Here is an 18,170-nt window from a genome sequence, read left to right as displayed (position 1 = left end):
ACATGGCTGAATTCAAGGAAATCTCGCCCAACGCCCCCGCAGGCGAAAAGCTGCTGAACTGGGTCGACAACCGCTTCCCGCTGACCAAGCTGTGGAACGACCAGTGGGGCCAGTACTACGCGCCGAAGAACTTCAACTTCTGGTACATCTTCGGCTCGCTGGCCATGCTGGTCCTCGTGATCCAGATCGTGACCGGCATCTTCCTCGTGATGCACTACAAGCCCGATGCGGCGCTGGCCTTCGCCTCCGTCGAGTACATCATGCGCGACGTGCCCTGGGGCTGGCTGATCCGCTACATGCACTCGACGGGCGCCTCGGCCTTCTTCATCGTCGTGTACCTGCACATGTTCCGCGGCCTGATCTACGGCAGCTACCGCAAGCCGCGCGAGCTGATCTGGATCTTCGGCTGCGCCATCTTCCTCTGCCTGATGGCCGAGGCCTTCATGGGCTACCTGCTGCCCTGGGGCCAGATGAGCTACTGGGGCGCACAGGTGATCGTGAACCTGTTCTCCGCGATCCCCTTCATCGGCCCCGACCTGGCGCTGCTGATCCGCGGCGACTACGTGGTGAGCGACGCCACGCTCAACCGCTTCTTCAGCTTCCACGTCATCGCGGTGCCGCTGGTGCTGCTGGGCCTGGTGGTGGCGCACCTGATCGCGCTGCACGAGGTGGGTTCGAACAACCCGGACGGCATCGAGATCAAGGCCAAGCGCGGCCCCGACGGCCATCCGCTGGACGGCATCCCCTCGCACCCGTACTACACGGTGCATGACATCTTCGGCGTGGTGGTGTTCCTCACCATCTTCTCGGCCGTGATCTTCTTCGCGCCCGAGGCCGGCGGCTACTTCCTGGAGTACAACAACTTCATCCCCGCCGATTCGCTGAAGACGCCGAACCACATCGCGCCGGTCTGGTACTTCACGCCCTACTATTCGATGCTGCGCGCCATCACCAGCGAGATGATGTATGCGCTGATCGCCTGCGTGATTGCGGCCGCCGCCTTCGGCGTCTGGAAGGCGCGGCTCGCCGCGATCTTCAAGGCGGTCATCGTGATCGTCGCCGTCGGCGTCGCCGCCATGATGCTGTCGATCGACGCCAAGTTCTGGGGCGTGGTCGTGATGGGCGGCGCTGTCATCATCCTGTTCTTCCTGCCCTGGCTGGACCACAGCCCGGTGCGCTCGATCCGCTACCGTCCAGGCTGGCACTGGTACCTCTACGGGCTGTTCGTCATCAACTTCGTGGTCCTGGCCTACCTGGGCGTCCAGCCGCCTTCGCCGATCGGCGAGCGCGTGTCGCAGGTCGGTACGCTCTTCTATTTCGGTTTCTTCCTGCTGATGCCGTGGTGGAGCCGCCTCGGCGAATTCAAGCCGGTGCCCGAGCGCGTGACCTTCCACGCGCACTGAGACAGCCGGAGCACACAACAATGATGAAGAAACTGATCCTCACGTTGATCGCAGCGCTCGGCATCGTGACCGGCGCGCATGCCGCCGAGGGCGGCATCGCCTGGGACAAGGCACCGAACAAGACCAACGACCTCGCGGCTTTGCAGAACGGCGCCAAGCTGTTCGTCAACTACTGCCTCAACTGCCATTCGGCAGCGTTCATGCGCTACAACCGGCTGCAGGACATCGGCATCACCGAGCAGCAGATCAAGGACAACCTGCTGTTCACGACCGACAAGGTCGGCGAGACCATGAAGGCCAACCTCGACCCGGCCCAGGCCAAGGCCTGGTTCGGCGGCGTTCCGCCCGACCTGACCCTGGTCGCCCGCTCGCGTGCCGGCCACGGCGGCACCGGGGCCGACTACCTCTACACCTACCTGCGCACCTTCTACCGCGACGACACCAAGGCGACCGGCTGGAACAACCTGGTGTTCCCGAGCGTCGGCATGCCCCACGTGCTGTGGGAGCTGCAGGGCGATCGCCGCCCGGTCTTCGACAAGGTCGAGTCCCATGGCCACACGGCCGAGGTGTTCAAGGGATGGGAGCAGGTCGCGCCCGGCACCATGACGCCGCTTCAGTACGACCAGGCAGTTGGCGATCTCGTGGCCTATATGCAGTGGATGGCCGAGCCGGCGCAGAACACCCGCATCCGTGTCGGCGTCTGGGTCCTGCTGTTCCTGGTCATGGCGCTGGTCTTCGTGTGGCGTCTCAATGCCTCGTATTGGAAAGACGTGAAGTAACAGAGGGAACGCGGCCCGGCTTTTGCGGGCACGCGTCCTTGCGGAGTGGGTTGCCGAGGGCAATCCACTCTTTTTAGTTTTTAGGAGCCTTAAGCCATGATGGTCTTGTATTCAGGAACGACCTGCCCCTTCTCCCATCGTTGCCGCTTCGTGCTGTTCGAAAAAGGCATGGACTTCGAGATCCGCGACGTGGATCTCTACAACAAGCCCGAGGACATCAGCGTGATGAACCCGTACGGCCAGGTCCCCATCCTGGTCGAGCGCGACCTGATCCTGTACGAGTCGAACATCATCAACGAGTACATCGACGAGCGCTTCCCGCATCCTCAGCTGATGCCCGGCGACCCGGTCGACCGCGCCCGCGTGCGCCTGTTCCTGCTCAATTTCGAGAAGGAGCTCTTCGTCCATGTTTCGACGCTCGAGAACCGCAGCGCCAAGGGCAACGAGAAAGCGCTGGAAAAGGCCCGCTCGCACATCCGCGACCGCCTGACCCAGCTCGCGCCGGTGTTCCTCAAGAACAAATACATGCTCGGCGACAATTTCTCGATGCTCGATGTCGCCATTGCGCCGCTGCTTTGGCGCCTGGATTACTATGGCATCGACCTGAGCAAGAACGCGGCACCGCTCCTGAAGTACGCTGAGCGCATCTTCTCGCGCCCGGCCTACATCGAAGCGCTGACGCCGTCCGAAAAGGTCATGCGCAAGTAAACGCCAAACGCTGCTGCTGCTTTTTCCATGATCAATGCGCTGGAGTCCTCTTCGACCCGCCCGTACCTGATCCGGGCGCTGTACGAATGGTGCACGGACAACGGCTTCACCCCCTACGTGGCGGTGCAAGTCGACGACACCGTGCAGGTGCCGCGCGAGTATGTGAAGAACGGCGAGATCGTGTTGAACATCAGCTTCGATGCGACCAGCTCGCTCAAGCTGGGCAACGACTTCATCGAGTTCAAGGCCCGATTCGCCGGCACCGCGCGCGAGATCAGCGTGCCGGTGGGCCGCGTGATCGCGATCTATGCGCGCGAGAACGGCCAGGGCATGGCCTTTCCAGCGCCCGCTCCCACGGCGGCGCCGGCCGATGCCGGCGGGACACAGGCCGGTCCGGCAGCGACCCCGGCGCGCATGCCGTTGCGCGATGCGTCGCGCGGCGCGGAAGCCGATGCCGGCAAGGTGGTGCACCTGATCAGCGGTGAAAGTGCGACCGAGGACGCTGCGGCAACAACGACGGCATCCACGTCGCCAGACCCGGAAGATCCGCCGCGGCCGCCGGGCGCGGGCGGTTCGCGTCCTTCACTGAAGCGCATCAAGTAGCCGCAGAAGCAACGGGGACGGCGCGCGCGGTGGCGCCATTAGAATCAACGCCCATTCCGATGCCGCTTTAGCTCAGTTGGTAGAGCAACCGCCTTGTAAGCGGTAGGTCGTCAGTTCGATTCCGACAAGCGGCACCATCGAACATCCTCCCGTCCGGAAAAGGCCGTCGGCCAGTCAGGCGCCCGCCGCGCCTGTCACGCCGGTCCGCGCCTGAAGCACGGGCGCGCAGCGACGCCCCCGCGCTGCGGTAGCCTGTCGCCATGGACTCCCTGATCGCCGCCTCCGCGCGCGCTCTTGCCGCCGGCGATGCGCTCGGTGCCCTCAAGCGCGTCGCCCTGCGCGGTGACCCGCCGGCGCTGGCGTTGCGCGGCATCGCCATGGCGCAGCTCGGCGAGCACGCGCGCGCCCGCGAACTCCTGCGCGGCGCCGCGCGCGCCTTCGGCGCCCACGAGGAACTGGCGCGTGCCCGCTGCATCGTTGCCGAGGCCGAAGTGGCGCTCGCCATGCGCGACCTCGGCGGCTCGCCGCGCCTGCTGGCGACGGCGTCGGCCACGCTCGAGGCGCGCGGCGACCATGCCAACGCACTGCAGGCGCGGCTGATCGCGGCGCGCCGGCTGCTGCTGCTCGGCCACCTGGAAGAGGCTGCGGCCGCGCTGGCAGCGCTCGATGCGCGAGCCCAGCCGCCCTCGCTGGAGGCAGTGGCCGCGTTGACCGAGGCCGAGCTCGCGCTGCGATCGCTGCGCATCGACGCCGCCCGGGCGGCGCTCGCCCGCGCGCACGAGGCGGCCCATCGCGCACGCGTGCCGGCGCTCCTGGCCGAGGTGGGGGAGGCGCGCGCCTTGCTCGATCGTCCGGCCGCCCGGCGCCTCGGCGCCGGCGGCGAGCAGCCGCTGCGCCTCGACGAGGTTGCGGCGCTCCTGAACTCCGGTGCCCTGGTGGTCGACGCCTGCCGCCGCGGCCTGGGTATCGATGCGCAGTGGCGGCCGCTGGCGCGGCGGCCGGTGCTGTTCGCATTGGCGCGCGCGCTGGCCGAGGCGTGGCCTGGCGATGTCGATCGGGAAGCCTTGATCGCGTGCGCATTCCGCACCCGCGATCCCGACGAGACGCATCGAGCGCGCCTGCGGGTCGAGATCGGCCGTCTGCGCGCGCTCGTCACGGCGCTGGCCCGCATCGAGGCCACCGCGCGGGGCTTCGTCCTGAGGCCGCGCGATGAGCGCACCGTCGTCGTGCTGGCGCCGCCCATCGATGGCGAGCAGGCTTCGCTGGCGGCGCTGCTTTCCGACGGCGCGGCGTGGTCGACGTCGGCTTTGGCATTGGCCTTGGGGGCCAGCCAGCGCACCGTTCAGCGCGCACTCGCCGAGCTCGAGGCAGAGGGTCGGGTGCGCTCGATCGGTCGGGCCCGGGCGCAGCGCTGGCTGTCGCCGCCGATGGCCGGATTCACGACGATCTTGTTACTCCCCGCTGCGCTCGCGCTTGACTAGAGTTGACTCCAGGCGCCAATCCGAGGCGCATCACAAGGAGCAGGCGGTGATCAGCAAGACCCTCAAGAAGAGACCCCAGGCCGCGGTGCATGCGGCCGAGATCGTGCGCGAGTACGGGCCCTTCGCCGGCGCCGAAAGCGTGCACGGCGTGACTCACGACGGCCAGCGCGTCTGGGCTGCCACCAGCGCCGGTCTGATCGCGTTCGATCCGGAGAGCGGCCAGACCACGCGCGCCCTGGCCTGTGTCGGCGACGCCGGTACCGCCTTCGACGGGACGCACCTCTACCAGATTGCCGAATCGCGCATCGACAAGATCGATCCGGCCACCGGCCAGGTGGTCGCGTCGATCCCGGCGCCGGGCAACGGGGGCGACTCGGGGCTCACGTGGGCCGAGGGCAGCCTGTGGGTGGGCCAGTACCGCGATCGCAAGATCCACCAGATCGATCCCGCGACCGGCGCGGTCATTCGCACCATCGAGTCCAACCGCTTCGTCACCGGCGTGACCTGGGTCGATGGCGAGCTGTGGCATGGGACCTGGGAAGGGGACGACAGCGACATCCGCCGGATCGATCCGCAAAGCGGCGAGGTCATCGAGCGGCTGGAGATGCCGCGGGGTACCGGCGTCAGCGGGCTCGAGTCCGATGGGGCGGACCTCTTCTATGCGGGCGGCGGAGGGAGCGGAAAGGTCCGCGCCGTGCGGCGCCCCAGAGGTGCGTCGAGCCGCGAAAGGAGCACGTCGTGAACACACCCGTTCTTGAGACAAGCACACCGGACCATCCCGTCGTGTCGAAGGGCCGGTGGATCGCCGAGCGCAGGGCCCTGCTGGCGCGCGAAAAGGAACTCACGCGCCTGCGCGACCAGATTGCCCGCGAGCGCCGCGCGCTGCCGTGGGAACGCGTCGAGAAGGACTACGCCTTCGACGCCCCCGAAGGCCGGCGCACGCTCGCCGAGCTGTTCGAAGGCCGCCACCAGTTGCTTGTGCAGCACTTCATGCTCGCGCCGGGGTGGGAGCAAGGCTGCCCGAGCTGCTCGTTCATGGCCGACCACACCGACGGCATGAAAGTGCACCTGGCGCATCGCGACGTCACCTTCGTGGCCATCTCGCGCGCGCCGCTGGCGGAGATCGAGCGCTTTCGTCGACGCATGGGCTGGCAGTTCAAATGGGTGTCCTCGCATGGCACCGACTTCAACCGCGACTTCGGCGTCACCTTCACGCCGGAGGAAGTGGCCAAGGGCACGCTCCACTACAACTACGGCGAGTGGCCTTTCGCATCGGAGGAATGGCCCGGCATCAGCGTGTTCTACAAGGACGAGGCCGGCCGCATCTTCCACACCTACTCGACCTACGGGCGCGGGGTGGAGGTGATGATGGGCACCTACGCCATGCTCGATCTCACGCCGAAAGGCCGCGGCGAGCGTGATGTGGACAACAAGATGGAGTGGGTGCGCCACCACGATCGCTACGACCCGGCACCGCGCGCGAAGCCGGTGGCCCACGCCTGCTGCGTCCACGACTGAAGCAAGCCTGCGCAGCCCGAGCTGGAACACATGTCATGGGAAGCCTCTGGCCATGGCTGGTGATCGCGGGGGTCGGCGCCCTTCATGGGCTGAACCCCGCCACCGGCTGGATGTGGGCCGCCGCGTGGGGCGTGCGTTCGCGCGATCGGTCACGGGCGGCGTGGGCCCTGGTGCCGATTGCCCTCGGGCACGCCGCCTCGGTCGCGCTGGTAGCTGCCGCGGTGGCACTCGGGCTGTCGATGGACCGCGTGCTGCTGCAAGCCGTGGCCGGCGGCCTGCTGATCGTCGTGGCGCTGCTTCACCTGTGGGGCCGCATGCCGCAGAGGGCGCGCGCGCCGGCGGGGCACGCCGGGCTGGCCCTCTGGTCCTTCATGATGTCCAGCGCGCACGGCGCCGGATTGATGCTGGTGCCGGCGCTGGTCCCGCTCTGCCTGGGAGATGCGTCGACCCCGGAAATCAGCACTTCGGACTCGCTGATGCTGGCGCTCGCGGCCGTCGCCATCCACACCGCGGCGATGCTCGCTGTCACCGGCGTCATCGCCACCGGAATCTGCCGCAGCTTCGACGCCGGCGCCCGCTGGCTCCTCAGGCCGTCATCGCGGCTGTACCCGAATCCTGTCGCAGGATCTGCCTTCCCATCACCCGAACCGCATGCAGCACGGGAAGGGCCGCGAGCGCTGCAGCCAGATGCTTGAGGGTGTGACCCGATACCAGTTCGTGCGTCGCCTCGAAGATGGCGTGGTCCCACAGCTCGAACAGCTTCGCCAGGCCGTAGAGAAAGATCACCCAAGCTGGCTTGAATCCGATACCGCTGCCGATCGGTTTGGCGAACGCCAGCGTCAGGAGCACTGCCATCCCGCCGAACTGGACCAGCCCCCACGGCAGCACGTTGCCCGTCTCGAGGGAGGCGGCCACCGCAAGCCACCCGCCGGCCAGCGTGAGCCAGGCCGCCGGCCGGCCAGCGCGTGAACTCACCCGGTCGCAGACCGCCACGCCCACGATGCCGGCGAACGCGGCGGCCATGCCGGCACGATCCGCGGCCAGCCTCAGGGGCTCGGGATCCAGGTGATAGAAGGCCGACCCCGCGGCGGTGAGGATCAGTCCTGCGAAGAACATCCGGGCGCAGTCGAGTGCGTTGTCGGGCCCTGCCGATGGCGCCGCCATGGCGTCCGGAGCGGCTTCCCGCGCCCGGTCGAGCCGGCGCAGCTGGAGCAGGCCCCAGATGCCGACCGCGGCGAAGGGCAGGTTGCTCAGCACGTCCATCGCGTTCGGCAGTCCGTGCCAGGCGCGGCGGTCGGCAAAGGGCGCGCCGCCCAGTTCAGGAGGCGGGAGTGCAGGCCCCGCGAAGGCGGTCACCAACAGCGCGGCGAAGAAGACCAGCAGCGCCCATTCGCGATGTGAGAGGGATGGCAGAACCATGGTGGAACTCCCGCACCGTGCTCATCTCATGCCGCCTTCGGCTCGGGGAGGATGGCCGTCAAGGCGAAATCGACGAGGTGGAGCCAGGTCGCCTCGAGGCCCATGATGTTGTGGTGGTCGGAGCCGGTGATCGTCTGCACGCTGACGGGCGTCGGCCAGGCCGCGATGAGCTTCTGCGAGCGCTCCGGCAGCACGACATCGTCCCGCTCGGCCAGGAGGACCTGGGTCTTCGCGGCGACTTCCTTGCAGTGCGTCAGGGAATTGAACTGGTGCCGCAGCAACAGCGAAAGCGGAACGAGCGGGAAGCGCTTCTTCGCGACCTCCAGCATCGAGTCGTAGGGCGTGACCAGCTGCAGGCTCGAGAACTCCTGCCGCGCCACCAGCTGGATCGCTACTCCAGTTCCCAGGCTTCGGCCGACGACGTGCAGGCGTGCGTGCGGGATGGCCCGTCGCAAGTGATTGGCAAACTGGCTCGCGTCCTGCACGGAGGCCAGCTCGGACGGATGCCCCTCGGAGTCGGCGACCCCGCGGTAGTTGATCGCCGCGAACCCGAAGCCTTCCGGAAGCCAGTGCAGCGCCTGCGCCGTGGCGCGAACATCCTCGCCGCGGCCCGCGAAGTAGATGAACAGGTCCTGCAGCGCTTCCTCGCCATGGGGGTGATAGATGTAGCCGCGCACCATGCCGCCCGGCACGGTATGGGAGTAGGTGGAAAAGTCGTCGGACAGGTGGACGACGGGGTGCTTGCGGGCGTTGAAGAGGATGTGCCCTTGGCGCATCGCCAGGAGGGTCCAGTAAGCCGCGATGCTGCCGATGGCAGCAGCCGAAGCCGAGAGTGCTATGCGAAAGGCTCTGGATGACAAGGTTTTGCTTCTCAGTGGCGGCCGTGGACCTTCAGGCGCAGGGTGACGTCGGCCCAGCCCTTTGATTTCAGCCGCGCCTGGAGCGCAGGCACCAGCTGCCGCAGCTTGGCCGCCGCGGCGCTGCCTCGCACCAGCAGGCACCAGCTGTTGCCGTCGACGGGCCCGGCCTGGACGGCGGAGCGCATCTCGGGCGGGATCAGTTCCTGAATGGCCTGGAGCCGTTCCGAGGCGTCGCGCGCGCGCGCCATCAGGCTCGCCAGCGTGGGCGAATCCTCGGCGGCTTGCTGCAGGGTGAGGGGGTGGAGACGACGGTTCATGACAAGGTGCTGAAATGGCAACGCGGCTAAAATGCCCGGTTTGCCGGCACTCGTGCCGGCGGGGTCCGTCCCATTTGGCGTGTTGATTTTGCGCCAGGCGCGCCCACCTGCTTTCACTTTCTTAGGAATTTCGGTCGCGGACCCGCATGCCATGGGGTCGCTGTCGACCCGCTCGCATGGCCACCAATTTCCTGACCCAGATCTTCGGCAGTCGCAACGACCGGCTCCTCAAGCAGTACCGCAAGACTGTCGATCGCATCAATGCGCTCGAGCCGACTCTCGAGAAGCTCAGCGACGACGCACTGCGTGACAAGACCCAGGAGTTCAAGGACCGGCTGGGAGGCGGCGAGACCCTGGACGACCTGCTGCCCGAAGCCTTCGCCGTCGTGCGCGAGGGCTCCAAGCGCGTGATGAAGATGCGCCACTTCGACGTGCAGCTGCTGGGCGGCATGGCGCTGCATTTCGGCAAGATCGCCGAGATGCGCACCGGCGAGGGCAAGACCCTCACTGCCACGCTGCCGGTGTACCTGAATGCGCTGACCGGCAAGGGCGTGCACGTGGTGACGGTGAACGACTACCTCGCCAATCGCGACGCCCGCTGGATGGGCCGCCTCTACAACTTCCTCGGGCTCACGGTCGGCATCAACCTGCCGCAGATGCCGCGCGAGGAGAAGCAGGAGGCCTACGGCAGCGACATCACGTACGGCACCAACAACGAGTACGGCTTCGACTACCTGCGCGACAACATGGTGTACGAGACGCGGGACCGCGTGCAGCGCGGGCTGAACTACGCCATCGTCGACGAGGTGGACTCGATCCTGATCGACGAGGCGCGCACCCCGCTGATCATCAGCGGCCAGGCCGAGGACCACACCGACCTCTATCTGGCGATCAACAAGGTCGTGCCGCTGCTCACCCGCCAGGAAGGCGAAGCCGATCCGCGCACCGGCGAGGGCGTGACCAAGTCGGGCGACTTCACGGTCGACGAGAAGACGCACCAGGTGTTCCTGACCGAGGACGGCCATGAGAAGGCCGAGCGGGTCCTCTCCGAGTTCAAGCTGCTGCCCGAGGGCGCTTCGCTCTACGACCCGGCCAACATCACGCTGATGCACCACCTCAATGCGGCGCTGCGCGCGCGGCATCTCTACCACCGCGACCAGCACTACGTGGTGCAGCAGGGCGAGGTGGTGATCGTCGACGAGTTCACCGGCCGCCTGATGACCGGCCGGCGCTGGAGCGACGGCCTGCACCAGGCCGTGGAAGCCAAGGAAGGCGTGGAGATCCAGGCCGAGAACCAGACCCTCGCCTCGATCACCTTCCAGAACTACTTCCGCCTCTACGCCAAGCTGGCGGGCATGACCGGCACCGCCGACACCGAGGCCTACGAGTTCCAGGAGATCTACGGCCTGGAGACCGTGATCATCCCGCCCAACCGCCCGAGCAAGCGCGAGGACCAGCTCGACCGCGTCTACAAGACTACGCGCGAGAAATACGAGGCTGCGATCCAGGACATCCGCGAGTGCTACGAGCGCGGCCAGCCGGTGCTGGTGGGCACCTCGTCCATCGAGAACTCCGAGATCATCGACGACCTGCTCAACAAGGCCGGCCTGCCCCACCAGGTCCTCAACGCCAAGCAGCATGCGCGCGAGGCCGAGATCGTGGCGCAGGCGGGCCGGACCAAGATGATCACCATCGCGACCAACATGGCCGGTCGCGGCACCGACATCGTGCTCGGCGGCAACGTCGAAAAAGCAATCGAGGCGGTCGAGATCGACGAGGTGATGGACCCGGCCACCAAGGCGTCCGAGATCGCGCGCATGCGCGCCGATTGGGAGAGGGACCACGAGTTCATCAAATCGGTCGGCGGCCTGCGCATCATCGCCACCGAGCGCCATGAATCGCGGCGCATCGACAACCAGCTGCGTGGCCGCTCGGGCCGCCAGGGCGACCCCGGCTCCTCGCGCTTCTACCTGAGCCTGGACGACCCGCTGATGCGCATCTTCGCGGGCGACCGCGTCAAGGCCATCATGGATCGCCTCAAGATGCCGGACGGCGAGGCGATCGAGGCCGGCATCGTCACCCGCAGCATCGAGAGCGCGCAGCGCAAGGTGGAGGCGCGCAACTTCGACATCCGCAAGCAGCTGCTCGAGTACGACGACGTCTCGAACGACCAGCGCAAGGTGATCTACCAGCAGCGCAACGACATCCTCGATGCCGCCGATCTCACGGCGCAGATCGCGGCCCTGCGCGAAGGCTGCTTCACCGACCTGGTCCGTCAGTACGTGCCGGCCGAATCGGTCGAGGAGCAGTGGGACCTGGAGGGCCTCGAGAAGACGCTCGCGAGCGACTGGGGCATCGACATCCCGCTGCAGAAGGAAGTGGAAGCCGCCACCGCGATGAGCGACGAGGACATCGTCGAGCGGGTGATCGCCGCGGCCAACGAGGCCTTCGACGCCAAGGTGGCCCTGATCGGGCAGGAGAACTTCACGCAGTTCGAGCGCATGGTGCTGCTACAGAGCATCGACACCCACTGGCGCGAGCACCTGGCGTCGCTGGACTACCTGCGCCAGGGTATCCACCTGCGCGGCTACGCGCAGAAGCAGCCCAAGCAGGAATACAAGCGGGAGGCCTTCGAGCTCTTCGGCCAGCTGCTGGATTCGGTCAAGAACGAAGTCACCCGCCAGCTGATGACGGTTCGCGTGCAGTCCAGCGAGCAATTGGAGCAGGCCGCCGAGGCGATGGAAAGCCGTGGCGAGAACCTGGCCAACATCACCTACAGCGCGCCGACGGAGACCGGCGAGGTGGAGGTCCGCGTCGACGAGGAAAGCCAGCGCCGCCTGGCAGCGATCGCCACCGGCAGCCTGCCGGCCGGCGCAGCCGCCTTCGCGCGCGTGGGCCGCAACGATCCGTGCCCCTGCGGCAGCGGCAAGAAATTCAAGCACTGCCACGGCAAGCTCAGCTGAGCCGCATCCTCGAGGGACATCCCATGCCCGTGAATCTCTCCGCTCCCGATCCGGCCGCGCTGCACGCGGTGCCCGGCATCCGCATCGGCGTGGCCGAAGCGGGCGTGCGCAAGGCCAACCGCAAGGACCTGACGGTCGTGCTGATCGACGAAGGCGCCGCGGTCGGCGGCGTGTTCACGCAAAACCGCTTCTGCGCCGCGCCGGTCCAGGTCTGCCGCGAGCATCTGCAGAAGGACTTCGGCATCCGCGCGATGCTGATCAACACCGGCAACGCGAATGCCGGCACCGGCGAAGACGGGCTGGCGCGCACCCGCGCCACCTGCATCGCGCTGGCCCGCAAGCTCGAGGTCGCGCCCGAGCAGATCCTGCCCTTCTCGACGGGGGTGATCATGGAGCCGCTGCCTATCGACCGCATCGAGGCCGGCCTGCCGGCTGCGCTGGCCGATGCGCAGCCCGGCCACTGGGCGCGGGCCGCCGAAGGCATCATGACCACCGACACCGTGCCCAAGGCCTTCAGCCGGCAGGTGCAGATCGGCGGCGCGACCGTCACCGTCACCGGCATCAGCAAGGGCGCCGGGATGATCCGGCCCAACATGGCGACCATGCTGGGATTCATGGCGACCGACGCAAAGATCGCACCGGCGCTGATTCAGCCGCTGGCCAAGGTGCTGGCCGACGCTTCATTCAACCGCGTGACCATCGACGGCGACACCTCCACCAACGACTCCTTCGTGGTGATCGCCACACAGAAGGCTGCGCATGCCGCCATCGATTCGCTCGATTCGGCCGACGGGCGCACGCTGGTCGAAGCCATGCAGGCGGTCGCCCGCCAGCTGGCCCAGGCCATCGTGCGCGACGGCGAGGGTGCGACCAAGTTCATCACCGTGCGCGTGGAGGGCGGCCGCGACGCCGCCGAATGCCGGCAGGTGGCTTACGCGGTCGCGCATTCGCCGCTGGTCAAGACCGCTTTCTATGCCAGCGACCCCAACCTCGGGCGCATCCTGGCGGCGGTCGGCTACGCGGGCATCGCCGACCTGGACCAGACCGGCATCGATCTCTACCTCGACGACGTGCACGTGGCCGTCAAGGGCGGGCGCAATCCGGGCTATCGCGAGGAAGACGGCCAGCGCGTGATGAAGCAGAGCGAGATCACCGTGCGCATCGCGCTGGGCCGCGGCGAAGCCGCCGACACGGTGTGGACCTGCGACCTCAGCCACGACTACGTGTCGATCAACGCCGACTACAGGTCATGAATGAGAAGTTCGAACGCCTGATCGAACGCGCCGAGCAGTTGATCGGCCGCATCGAATCCATCCTTCCCCAGCCGCTCGCCGCGCCCGCCGACTGGAACGCCTCGATCGCCTGGCGCTACCGCCGCCGCAGCTCGGGCCATGGCACGCTGGAGCCGGTGCGCCACCTGGCGCCCATGCCGCTCGAAGCGCTGAAGGAAATCGACGTCCAGAAAGAAAAGATCGAACGCAACACGCGCCAGTTCGTCGAGGGCAAGCCGGCCAACAACGTGCTGCTGACCGGCGCCCGCGGCACCGGCAAGTCCTCGCTGATCCGCGCCTGCCTTCACGCCTATGCGCCCCAGGGCTTGCGCCTGATCGAGGTCGACAAGGCAGAGTTGACCGACCTGCCCGACATCGTCGAGGTGGTGTCGCAGCGACCCGAGAAGTTCATCGTCTTCAGCGACGACCTGAGCTTCGACGAGGGCGAGCCGGGCTACAAGGCGCTCAAGTCCATCCTCGACGGCTCGGTGGCCGCGGCCACGCCCAACGTGCTGATCTACGCGACCAGCAACCGGCGCCACCTGCTGCCGGAGTACATGAAGGACAACCTCAGCTACACCCACACCGAGGATGGCGAGGTGCACCCGGGCGAGGTGATCGAGGAGAAGATTTCGCTGTCGGAGCGCTTCGGGCTGTGGGTGAGCTTCTACCCTTTCAGCCAGAACGAGTACCTCGCGATCGTCGCGCAGTGGCTGTCCTCTTTCGGCGCCGATGCGAAGACCATCGAAGGCGCTCGTGCCGAGGCCCTGGTGTGGGCGCTGGAGCGCGGCTCCCGCAGTGGCCGCGTGGCCTACCAGTTCGCGCGCGACTACGCCGGGCGGCACTGAGCGCGGCAATGGCGGACGAACGCAAGCACACCGAGGTGGCCGTCGGCATCCTGATCCGCGAGGAAGACGACGCGCTGCTGCTGTCGACCCGCCCGGAGGGCAAGCCCTACGCCGGCTACTGGGAATTCCCGGGCGGCAAGATCGAGAGCGGCGAGTCCATCGAGCAGGCGCTGCGGCGCGAACTGCACGAGGAGCTGGGCATCACCATCGATGCCGCCGAGGTCTGGAAGACCACCGAGCACGACTACCCGCACGCGCTGGTGCGCCTGCACTGGTGCAAGGTGCGCGCGTGGCAGGGGAAGTTCGAGATGCGCGAAGGCCAGGCCATGCGCTGGCAGCAGCTGCCGCTGTCGGTGACGCCGGTGCTGCCGGGCGCGTTGCCGGTGCTGGACTGGCTGGCGCAGGAACGGGGACTGCCCGGCCCGGCCTACTGAAGCTTGGGGTCGCCGAAGGCCTCGTCGTCGGGCGGGGCCTCCGCCGGCATGCGGAACTCCTCGGTGGCCCAGGCGCCGAGGTCGATGCCCTTGCAGCGGGCGCTGCAGAAGGGGCGGTAGGGGTTGCTGGGCCCGTAGACGCTGTCGTTGCCGCAGGCCGGACAGCGCACGATGCGCTCGCCAGCGGCCGTCTTCTTGCTCGTCGTCATGGCGGCCTCAAGCGCAGAGCGTGAGCTCGAAAGGGGTGTCTTCCGTGCTCTGGTGCAGGCGGTCGTCGGCCTCGTGCCGCATCAGCCGCACCGACACCATCAGTCGATTGCCGCTGATCTCCGGGATGAGGCCCAGCCGCGGGTCGATGCGCAGCCGCAGCAGCTGGAAGCTCCGGCCCTGTGGCAGCGTCTGCTGGAACTGCCCGCCGGTGGCGATCACCTTGTAGGGCACGTCGGCATCGCGCAGCAGCTTCAGCAGCAGGTAGATCGATTCGGCCAGCGGGGCGAGCGTCGAAGACCACCGTTCCAGGTCGGCGCGGCGCTCATGCGGCTGCCGGTGCTGCCAGGCGTAATAGGCGGGCAGATCGAACTCGCAGGTGCCGCCGGGAATGCTGGCGCGGCTGCGGATGCTCATCAGCCACTCGTTCTCGGTCAGCGCCTGGCCAGCCTTGCCGGGAATGGAGTTGAGCGTCGCGAAATTGCTCTCGAGCTTGGCGACGATCTGGTCCAGCACCGCTTCGGAGATCGCGGGATTGCCGCGGTAGCCGTTGAAGACGTTCTTGTGCTTGTCCAGATCCCGCATCACGTCGGCCTTGAGGTCGGCGCGCGCGGCCACATCCATGATCTCGAAGATCGTGACCAGCGCGTAGTGGTGGGACAACGGCGAGTCGGCAGGTACCAGCTCGCCGAGGCGGCGAAACAGGTGCTCGAGCCGCAGGTAGGTCCGGATGCGCTCGTTGAAGGGGTATTCGTAGAGGATCACGTCTGTGTGGGGTGCCCGTCGCGGGATGATAAGCCTCTCACGGTGCCTTCGCCTGTGGGACAGGCAGCACTTCACGTACGACGGCCAGCATGTGCTCGCCCAGCGCGATCTGCCCATGCATGGACAGGTGCGTGTCGTTCGAGAAATAGAAGTCCTGGATCTGCGCGCTCTTCTCGCGAGAGAAGGCGTAGAGGTCCGGCCCGAGCTTGGCCTCGACAAAGCCGTTGACGAAGTCTTTCGAGAACTCGGGCCTGAGGTAGACCGTGTTCTTGTTGGGGATCACCATCCACAGCTGCGGGATGGCCGGGTGCCGGGCGGCAAAGGTCTTGATGCGCTCCAGGGTGCCGGTGGTCAGCGGGCCGTTGCCTTCGTCATCGACGAAGACCGGCAGCTTGTTGCATTCGCGATGGGAGAAGTACTGGCAGCCTCCCGGCAAGGACCGGACCCAGGTGTTCTTGTTGAACAGGAGATCGACGTTCGACCTCTTCGCGCGCCACGCGTTGTAGTAGGCCTCGGGGCCGGTATCGAAGCGCGCGGTCCAGTTGGGCAGGGCATCGGGGCCAGGAAGCTCGGCCGGCTTGACGAAGGGCTCGAGCTTCGACTCGAAGGGCTTGACGACCTTGTCGCAGGTCTGGCCGTCCACCGTGCGCTCGTCGAGCAGGCGCTCCACGCTTTCGAAGATGATCAGCTTGCCCTTGAAGCCGGCGCGCTGGATCCACTGGTCGAAATCCTTGCACATCACCGTGCCGTACTGGCCCCAGTAGGTGGTCGCGACGCGGTAGCCTGCCTTCACCAGCGAAGCCTGCCAGTAGAGGGTCATCGAGAAGCTGTCGCCGATGACCAGGATGTCGGCCTCGGCCACCGGCGCCGCCTTCAGGTAGGCCGGATCGACCGTCGGCGCCGGCTTGGTCCAGCCGAAATCTTCTTCGGGCAGGTGACCGATGCGCGTCAGGTCGCCATAGGGCGGGAGCAGGGTCAGCGAGACGAGCCACATCGCGAACACGATCACATAGCCGGTGACGAAGATGCGGAGCCAGACTTTTGCGAGCGTCATGTCGCTTTTTTTCAGAATTGGAAGTACAGGAAGGGGCTGTAGCCGCCCAGCTTCGACACCGCCCAGGCGAACATCAGGAAGCTGACGGCGGCGATCATCACGGTCGAGCCCAGGGCCAGCACGCGGTTGCCCGCCACCACCTGCGGATGGGGCACCCAGCGCTCGAGCGAGATGGTGGGCGGGAAGGCCACGCAGATGAGCAGGCCGATCAGCAGGGTCCTGAAGAACTCGGACTTGCGGTAGGGCACCAGACCCATCTCGCTGAAGGCGGTGGGCGGCGCGCCGTGCAGGCCCAGCATGCCCTTGTAGACCGCGATTGCCGTGTGCATGCCGTCGGCGCGGAAGACCACCCACGCGATCATCACGCACAGGAAGGTGAGCAGCCAGCCGAACACGCGGGCGACGGGCCCCGCCGGAATGTTGCGCCGCACCTTGGCGTTCCAGAGATGGTTGACGATCAGGTAGGCGCCGTGCAGCGCGCCCCAGATCACGAAGGTCCAGGCGGCGCCATGCCAGAGCCCGCCCAGCAGCATGGTGAGGAACAGGTTCAGGTAGCGCCGGGCCGGCCCCTTGCGATTGCCGCCCAGCGGCACGTAGAGGTAGTCGCGCAGGAAGGTCGACAGCGAGATGTGCCAGCGGCGCCAGAACTCGATGATGTTGGTCGACTTGTAGGGCGAGCGGAAGTTGAGCGGCAACTGCACGCCCAGGCACCTCGAGAGGCCGACCGCCATGTCCGAGTAGCCCGAGAAGTCGAAGTAGATCTGCAGCGTGTAGGCAAGCACGCCGAACCACGCCGTGTAAAGCGTGGGGGCCATGCCGTTGTGCGCCCCGTTGAACATCAGGTCGGAGTACTGGCCCATCGGGTCGGCGATGAGCAGCTTCTTGGCCAGGCCGAAGCTGAAGATCGCCAGACCCACGGCGATCTTGTGCGGGTCGGCCTTGTAGGTCTCGGGATTGGCGAACTGCGGCATCATCTGCGCGTGGTGCAGCACCGGGCCCGCGATCAGGTGCGGGAAGTAGGTGACGAACAGCGCGTAGTGGATGAAGCTGCGCTCGTGCACCTTGCCCTGCCAGCAGTCGACCAGGAAGGCGATCTGCGTGAAGGTGTAGAACGAGATCCCGATCGGCAGCGCGATGTGCAGCATCGGGATGGGCGAGAAGCCCGCGGCCGCGAGCCCCTCGTTGACGTTCGAGACGAAGAAGTTCGCATACTTGAAGACCGCCAGCACGCCGAGGTTGATCACCAGGGCGATGATCAGCAGGCGCTTGCGCTGCGCGTCATCGCGCCCCGGTCCGGGCGTGAGCCGCAGCCCGAACCAGTAGTTGATGCAGATCGAGGCGATCAGCAGCGGCATCGCCTTGACGCTCCACCAGCCGTAGAAGAACAGCGAGGCGAGGGCCAGGAAGCCGGCGGCAGCCCGCGCATTGCGTTTACCGATCAGGAAGAAGCCGAGCAGGACGATCGGGAAATAGACGAAGAGAAACGCGTGCGAATTGAAAAGCATCTCGGATGGGGCGGACGCGCTGGCCTCGTGCGCCG

Annotated in this window: 19 protein-coding genes and 1 tRNA gene; 13 read left to right on the top strand and 7 right to left on the bottom strand. The window is 67.0% G+C overall.

Features of this window, described 5'->3' with window-relative positions; translation table 11 throughout:
• Nucleotides 1-2: 2 nt before the first annotated feature.
• From ACMGEZ_RS21090 to ACMGEZ_RS21050, 9 genes are all read left to right on the top strand, one after another.
• Complete coding sequence (locus ACMGEZ_RS21090) at nt 3-1,403, top strand: cytochrome b (RefSeq protein ID WP_436824224.1); 1,401 nt, start codon at nt 3-5, stop codon at nt 1,401-1,403.
• 23 nt (nt 1,404-1,426) lie between these two features.
• A complete protein-coding gene (locus tag ACMGEZ_RS21085; protein ID WP_436824223.1) occupies nt 1,427-2,182 on the top strand; it encodes a cytochrome c1 in 756 nt (251 codons plus the stop codon).
• A gap of 96 nt (nt 2,183-2,278) precedes the next feature.
• The gene (locus ACMGEZ_RS21080) at nt 2,279-2,890 is read left to right on the top strand and encodes a glutathione S-transferase N-terminal domain-containing protein (protein WP_068684852.1); all 612 of its coding nucleotides are present in this window, start codon (nt 2,279-2,281) and stop codon (nt 2,888-2,890) included.
• Between the two features lie 27 nt (nt 2,891-2,917).
• Nucleotides 2,918-3,493, top strand: a complete 576-nt coding sequence (locus ACMGEZ_RS21075; protein ID WP_436824222.1) for a ClpXP protease specificity-enhancing factor — start codon at nt 2,918-2,920, stop codon at nt 3,491-3,493.
• 61 nt (nt 3,494-3,554) lie between these two features.
• Nucleotides 3,555-3,630, top strand: a tRNA-Thr gene (locus ACMGEZ_RS21070).
• Nucleotides 3,631-3,753: 123 nt separating this feature from the next.
• On the top strand, nt 3,754-4,974 hold the full coding sequence (locus ACMGEZ_RS21065) for a helix-turn-helix domain-containing protein (protein ID WP_436824221.1): 1,221 nt from the start codon (nt 3,754-3,756) through the stop codon (nt 4,972-4,974).
• Nucleotides 4,975-5,020: 46 nt separating this feature from the next.
• The gene (locus ACMGEZ_RS21060; protein ID WP_436824220.1) at nt 5,021-5,716 is read left to right on the top strand and encodes a Vgb family protein; all 696 of its coding nucleotides are present in this window, start codon (nt 5,021-5,023) and stop codon (nt 5,714-5,716) included.
• The gene (locus tag ACMGEZ_RS21055) at nt 5,713-6,492 is read left to right on the top strand and encodes a DUF899 domain-containing protein (RefSeq protein ID WP_436824219.1); all 780 of its coding nucleotides are present in this window, start codon (nt 5,713-5,715) and stop codon (nt 6,490-6,492) included. The genes ACMGEZ_RS21060 and ACMGEZ_RS21055 overlap by 4 nt, the downstream gene beginning before the upstream one ends.
• Nucleotides 6,493-6,527: 35 nt before the next feature.
• Nucleotides 6,528-7,187 carry a hypothetical protein gene (locus ACMGEZ_RS21050; protein ID WP_436824218.1) on the top strand — a complete coding sequence of 220 codons (660 nt, stop codon included), beginning with the start codon at nt 6,528-6,530 and terminating at the stop codon, nt 7,185-7,187.
• On the opposite strand, the gene ACMGEZ_RS21045 is transcribed toward ACMGEZ_RS21050, so the two are convergent.
• From ACMGEZ_RS21045 to ACMGEZ_RS21035, 3 genes are read right to left on the bottom strand one after another with little or no spacing between them, the layout of a single operon-like run.
• The gene (locus ACMGEZ_RS21045; protein WP_436824217.1) at nt 7,078-7,911 is read right to left on the bottom strand and encodes a hypothetical protein; all 834 of its coding nucleotides are present in this window, start codon (nt 7,909-7,911) and stop codon (nt 7,078-7,080) included. The genes ACMGEZ_RS21050 and ACMGEZ_RS21045 overlap by 110 nt on opposite strands.
• 26 nt (nt 7,912-7,937) lie before the next feature.
• The gene (locus ACMGEZ_RS21040) at nt 7,938-8,771 is read right to left on the bottom strand and encodes an alpha/beta hydrolase (RefSeq protein ID WP_436824216.1); all 834 of its coding nucleotides are present in this window, start codon (nt 8,769-8,771) and stop codon (nt 7,938-7,940) included.
• Nucleotides 8,772-8,782: 11 nt separating this feature from the next.
• Nucleotides 8,783-9,088 carry a hypothetical protein gene (locus ACMGEZ_RS21035; protein WP_436824215.1) on the bottom strand — a complete coding sequence of 102 codons (306 nt, stop codon included), beginning with the start codon at nt 9,086-9,088 and terminating at the stop codon, nt 8,783-8,785.
• A gap of 176 nt (nt 9,089-9,264) precedes the next feature.
• On the opposite strand from ACMGEZ_RS21035, the gene secA reads away from it, so the two are divergent.
• Genes secA through ACMGEZ_RS21015 form a run of 4 tightly spaced genes read left to right on the top strand, consistent with a single transcriptional unit; the run spans nt 9,265 to nt 14,604 of the window.
• On the top strand, nt 9,265-12,051 hold the full coding sequence (gene secA / locus ACMGEZ_RS21030; protein ID WP_436824214.1) for a preprotein translocase subunit SecA: 2,787 nt from the start codon (nt 9,265-9,267) through the stop codon (nt 12,049-12,051).
• Nucleotides 12,052-12,074: 23 nt separating this feature from the next.
• On the top strand, nt 12,075-13,304 hold the full coding sequence (argJ, locus tag ACMGEZ_RS21025; RefSeq protein ID WP_436824213.1) for a bifunctional glutamate N-acetyltransferase/amino-acid acetyltransferase ArgJ: 1,230 nt from the start codon (nt 12,075-12,077) through the stop codon (nt 13,302-13,304).
• Entirely contained in the window at nt 13,301-14,170 is an 870-nt protein-coding gene (locus ACMGEZ_RS21020) for an ATP-binding protein (RefSeq protein WP_436824212.1), read from the top strand. The genes argJ and ACMGEZ_RS21020 overlap by 4 nt, the downstream gene beginning before the upstream one ends.
• An 8-nt stretch (nt 14,171-14,178) precedes the next feature.
• Nucleotides 14,179-14,604: an NUDIX domain-containing protein gene (locus ACMGEZ_RS21015; protein WP_436824211.1), complete on the top strand. Its 426-nt coding sequence runs from the start codon at nt 14,179-14,181 to the stop codon at nt 14,602-14,604.
• On the opposite strand, the gene ACMGEZ_RS21010 is transcribed toward ACMGEZ_RS21015, so the two are convergent.
• Genes ACMGEZ_RS21010 through ACMGEZ_RS20995 form a run of 4 tightly spaced genes read right to left on the bottom strand, consistent with a single transcriptional unit; the run spans nt 14,598 to nt 18,135 of the window.
• Nucleotides 14,598-14,813 (bottom strand): DNA gyrase inhibitor YacG, encoded by a 216-nt coding sequence (locus tag ACMGEZ_RS21010; RefSeq protein ID WP_436824210.1) that lies wholly within the window; start codon nt 14,811-14,813, stop codon nt 14,598-14,600. The genes ACMGEZ_RS21015 and ACMGEZ_RS21010 overlap by 7 nt on opposite strands.
• A 7-nt stretch (nt 14,814-14,820) precedes the next feature.
• A complete protein-coding gene (gene zapD / locus ACMGEZ_RS21005) occupies nt 14,821-15,576 on the bottom strand; it encodes a cell division protein ZapD (RefSeq protein ID WP_436824209.1) in 756 nt (251 codons plus the stop codon).
• 37 nt (nt 15,577-15,613) lie between these two features.
• Nucleotides 15,614-16,630: a hypothetical protein gene (locus ACMGEZ_RS21000; protein ID WP_436824208.1), complete on the bottom strand. Its 1,017-nt coding sequence runs from the start codon at nt 16,628-16,630 to the stop codon at nt 15,614-15,616.
• A gap of 11 nt (nt 16,631-16,641) precedes the next feature.
• A complete protein-coding gene (locus ACMGEZ_RS20995) occupies nt 16,642-18,135 on the bottom strand; it encodes an MBOAT family O-acyltransferase (RefSeq protein WP_436824207.1) in 1,494 nt (497 codons plus the stop codon).
• Nucleotides 18,136-18,170 lie beyond the last annotated feature (35 nt).

Source organism: Variovorax stachyos (genome assembly GCF_051400855.1).
Classification (GTDB): domain Bacteria; phylum Pseudomonadota; class Gammaproteobacteria; order Burkholderiales; family Burkholderiaceae_C; genus Variovorax.
This window is presented reverse-complemented; position numbering and strand designations above follow the sequence as displayed.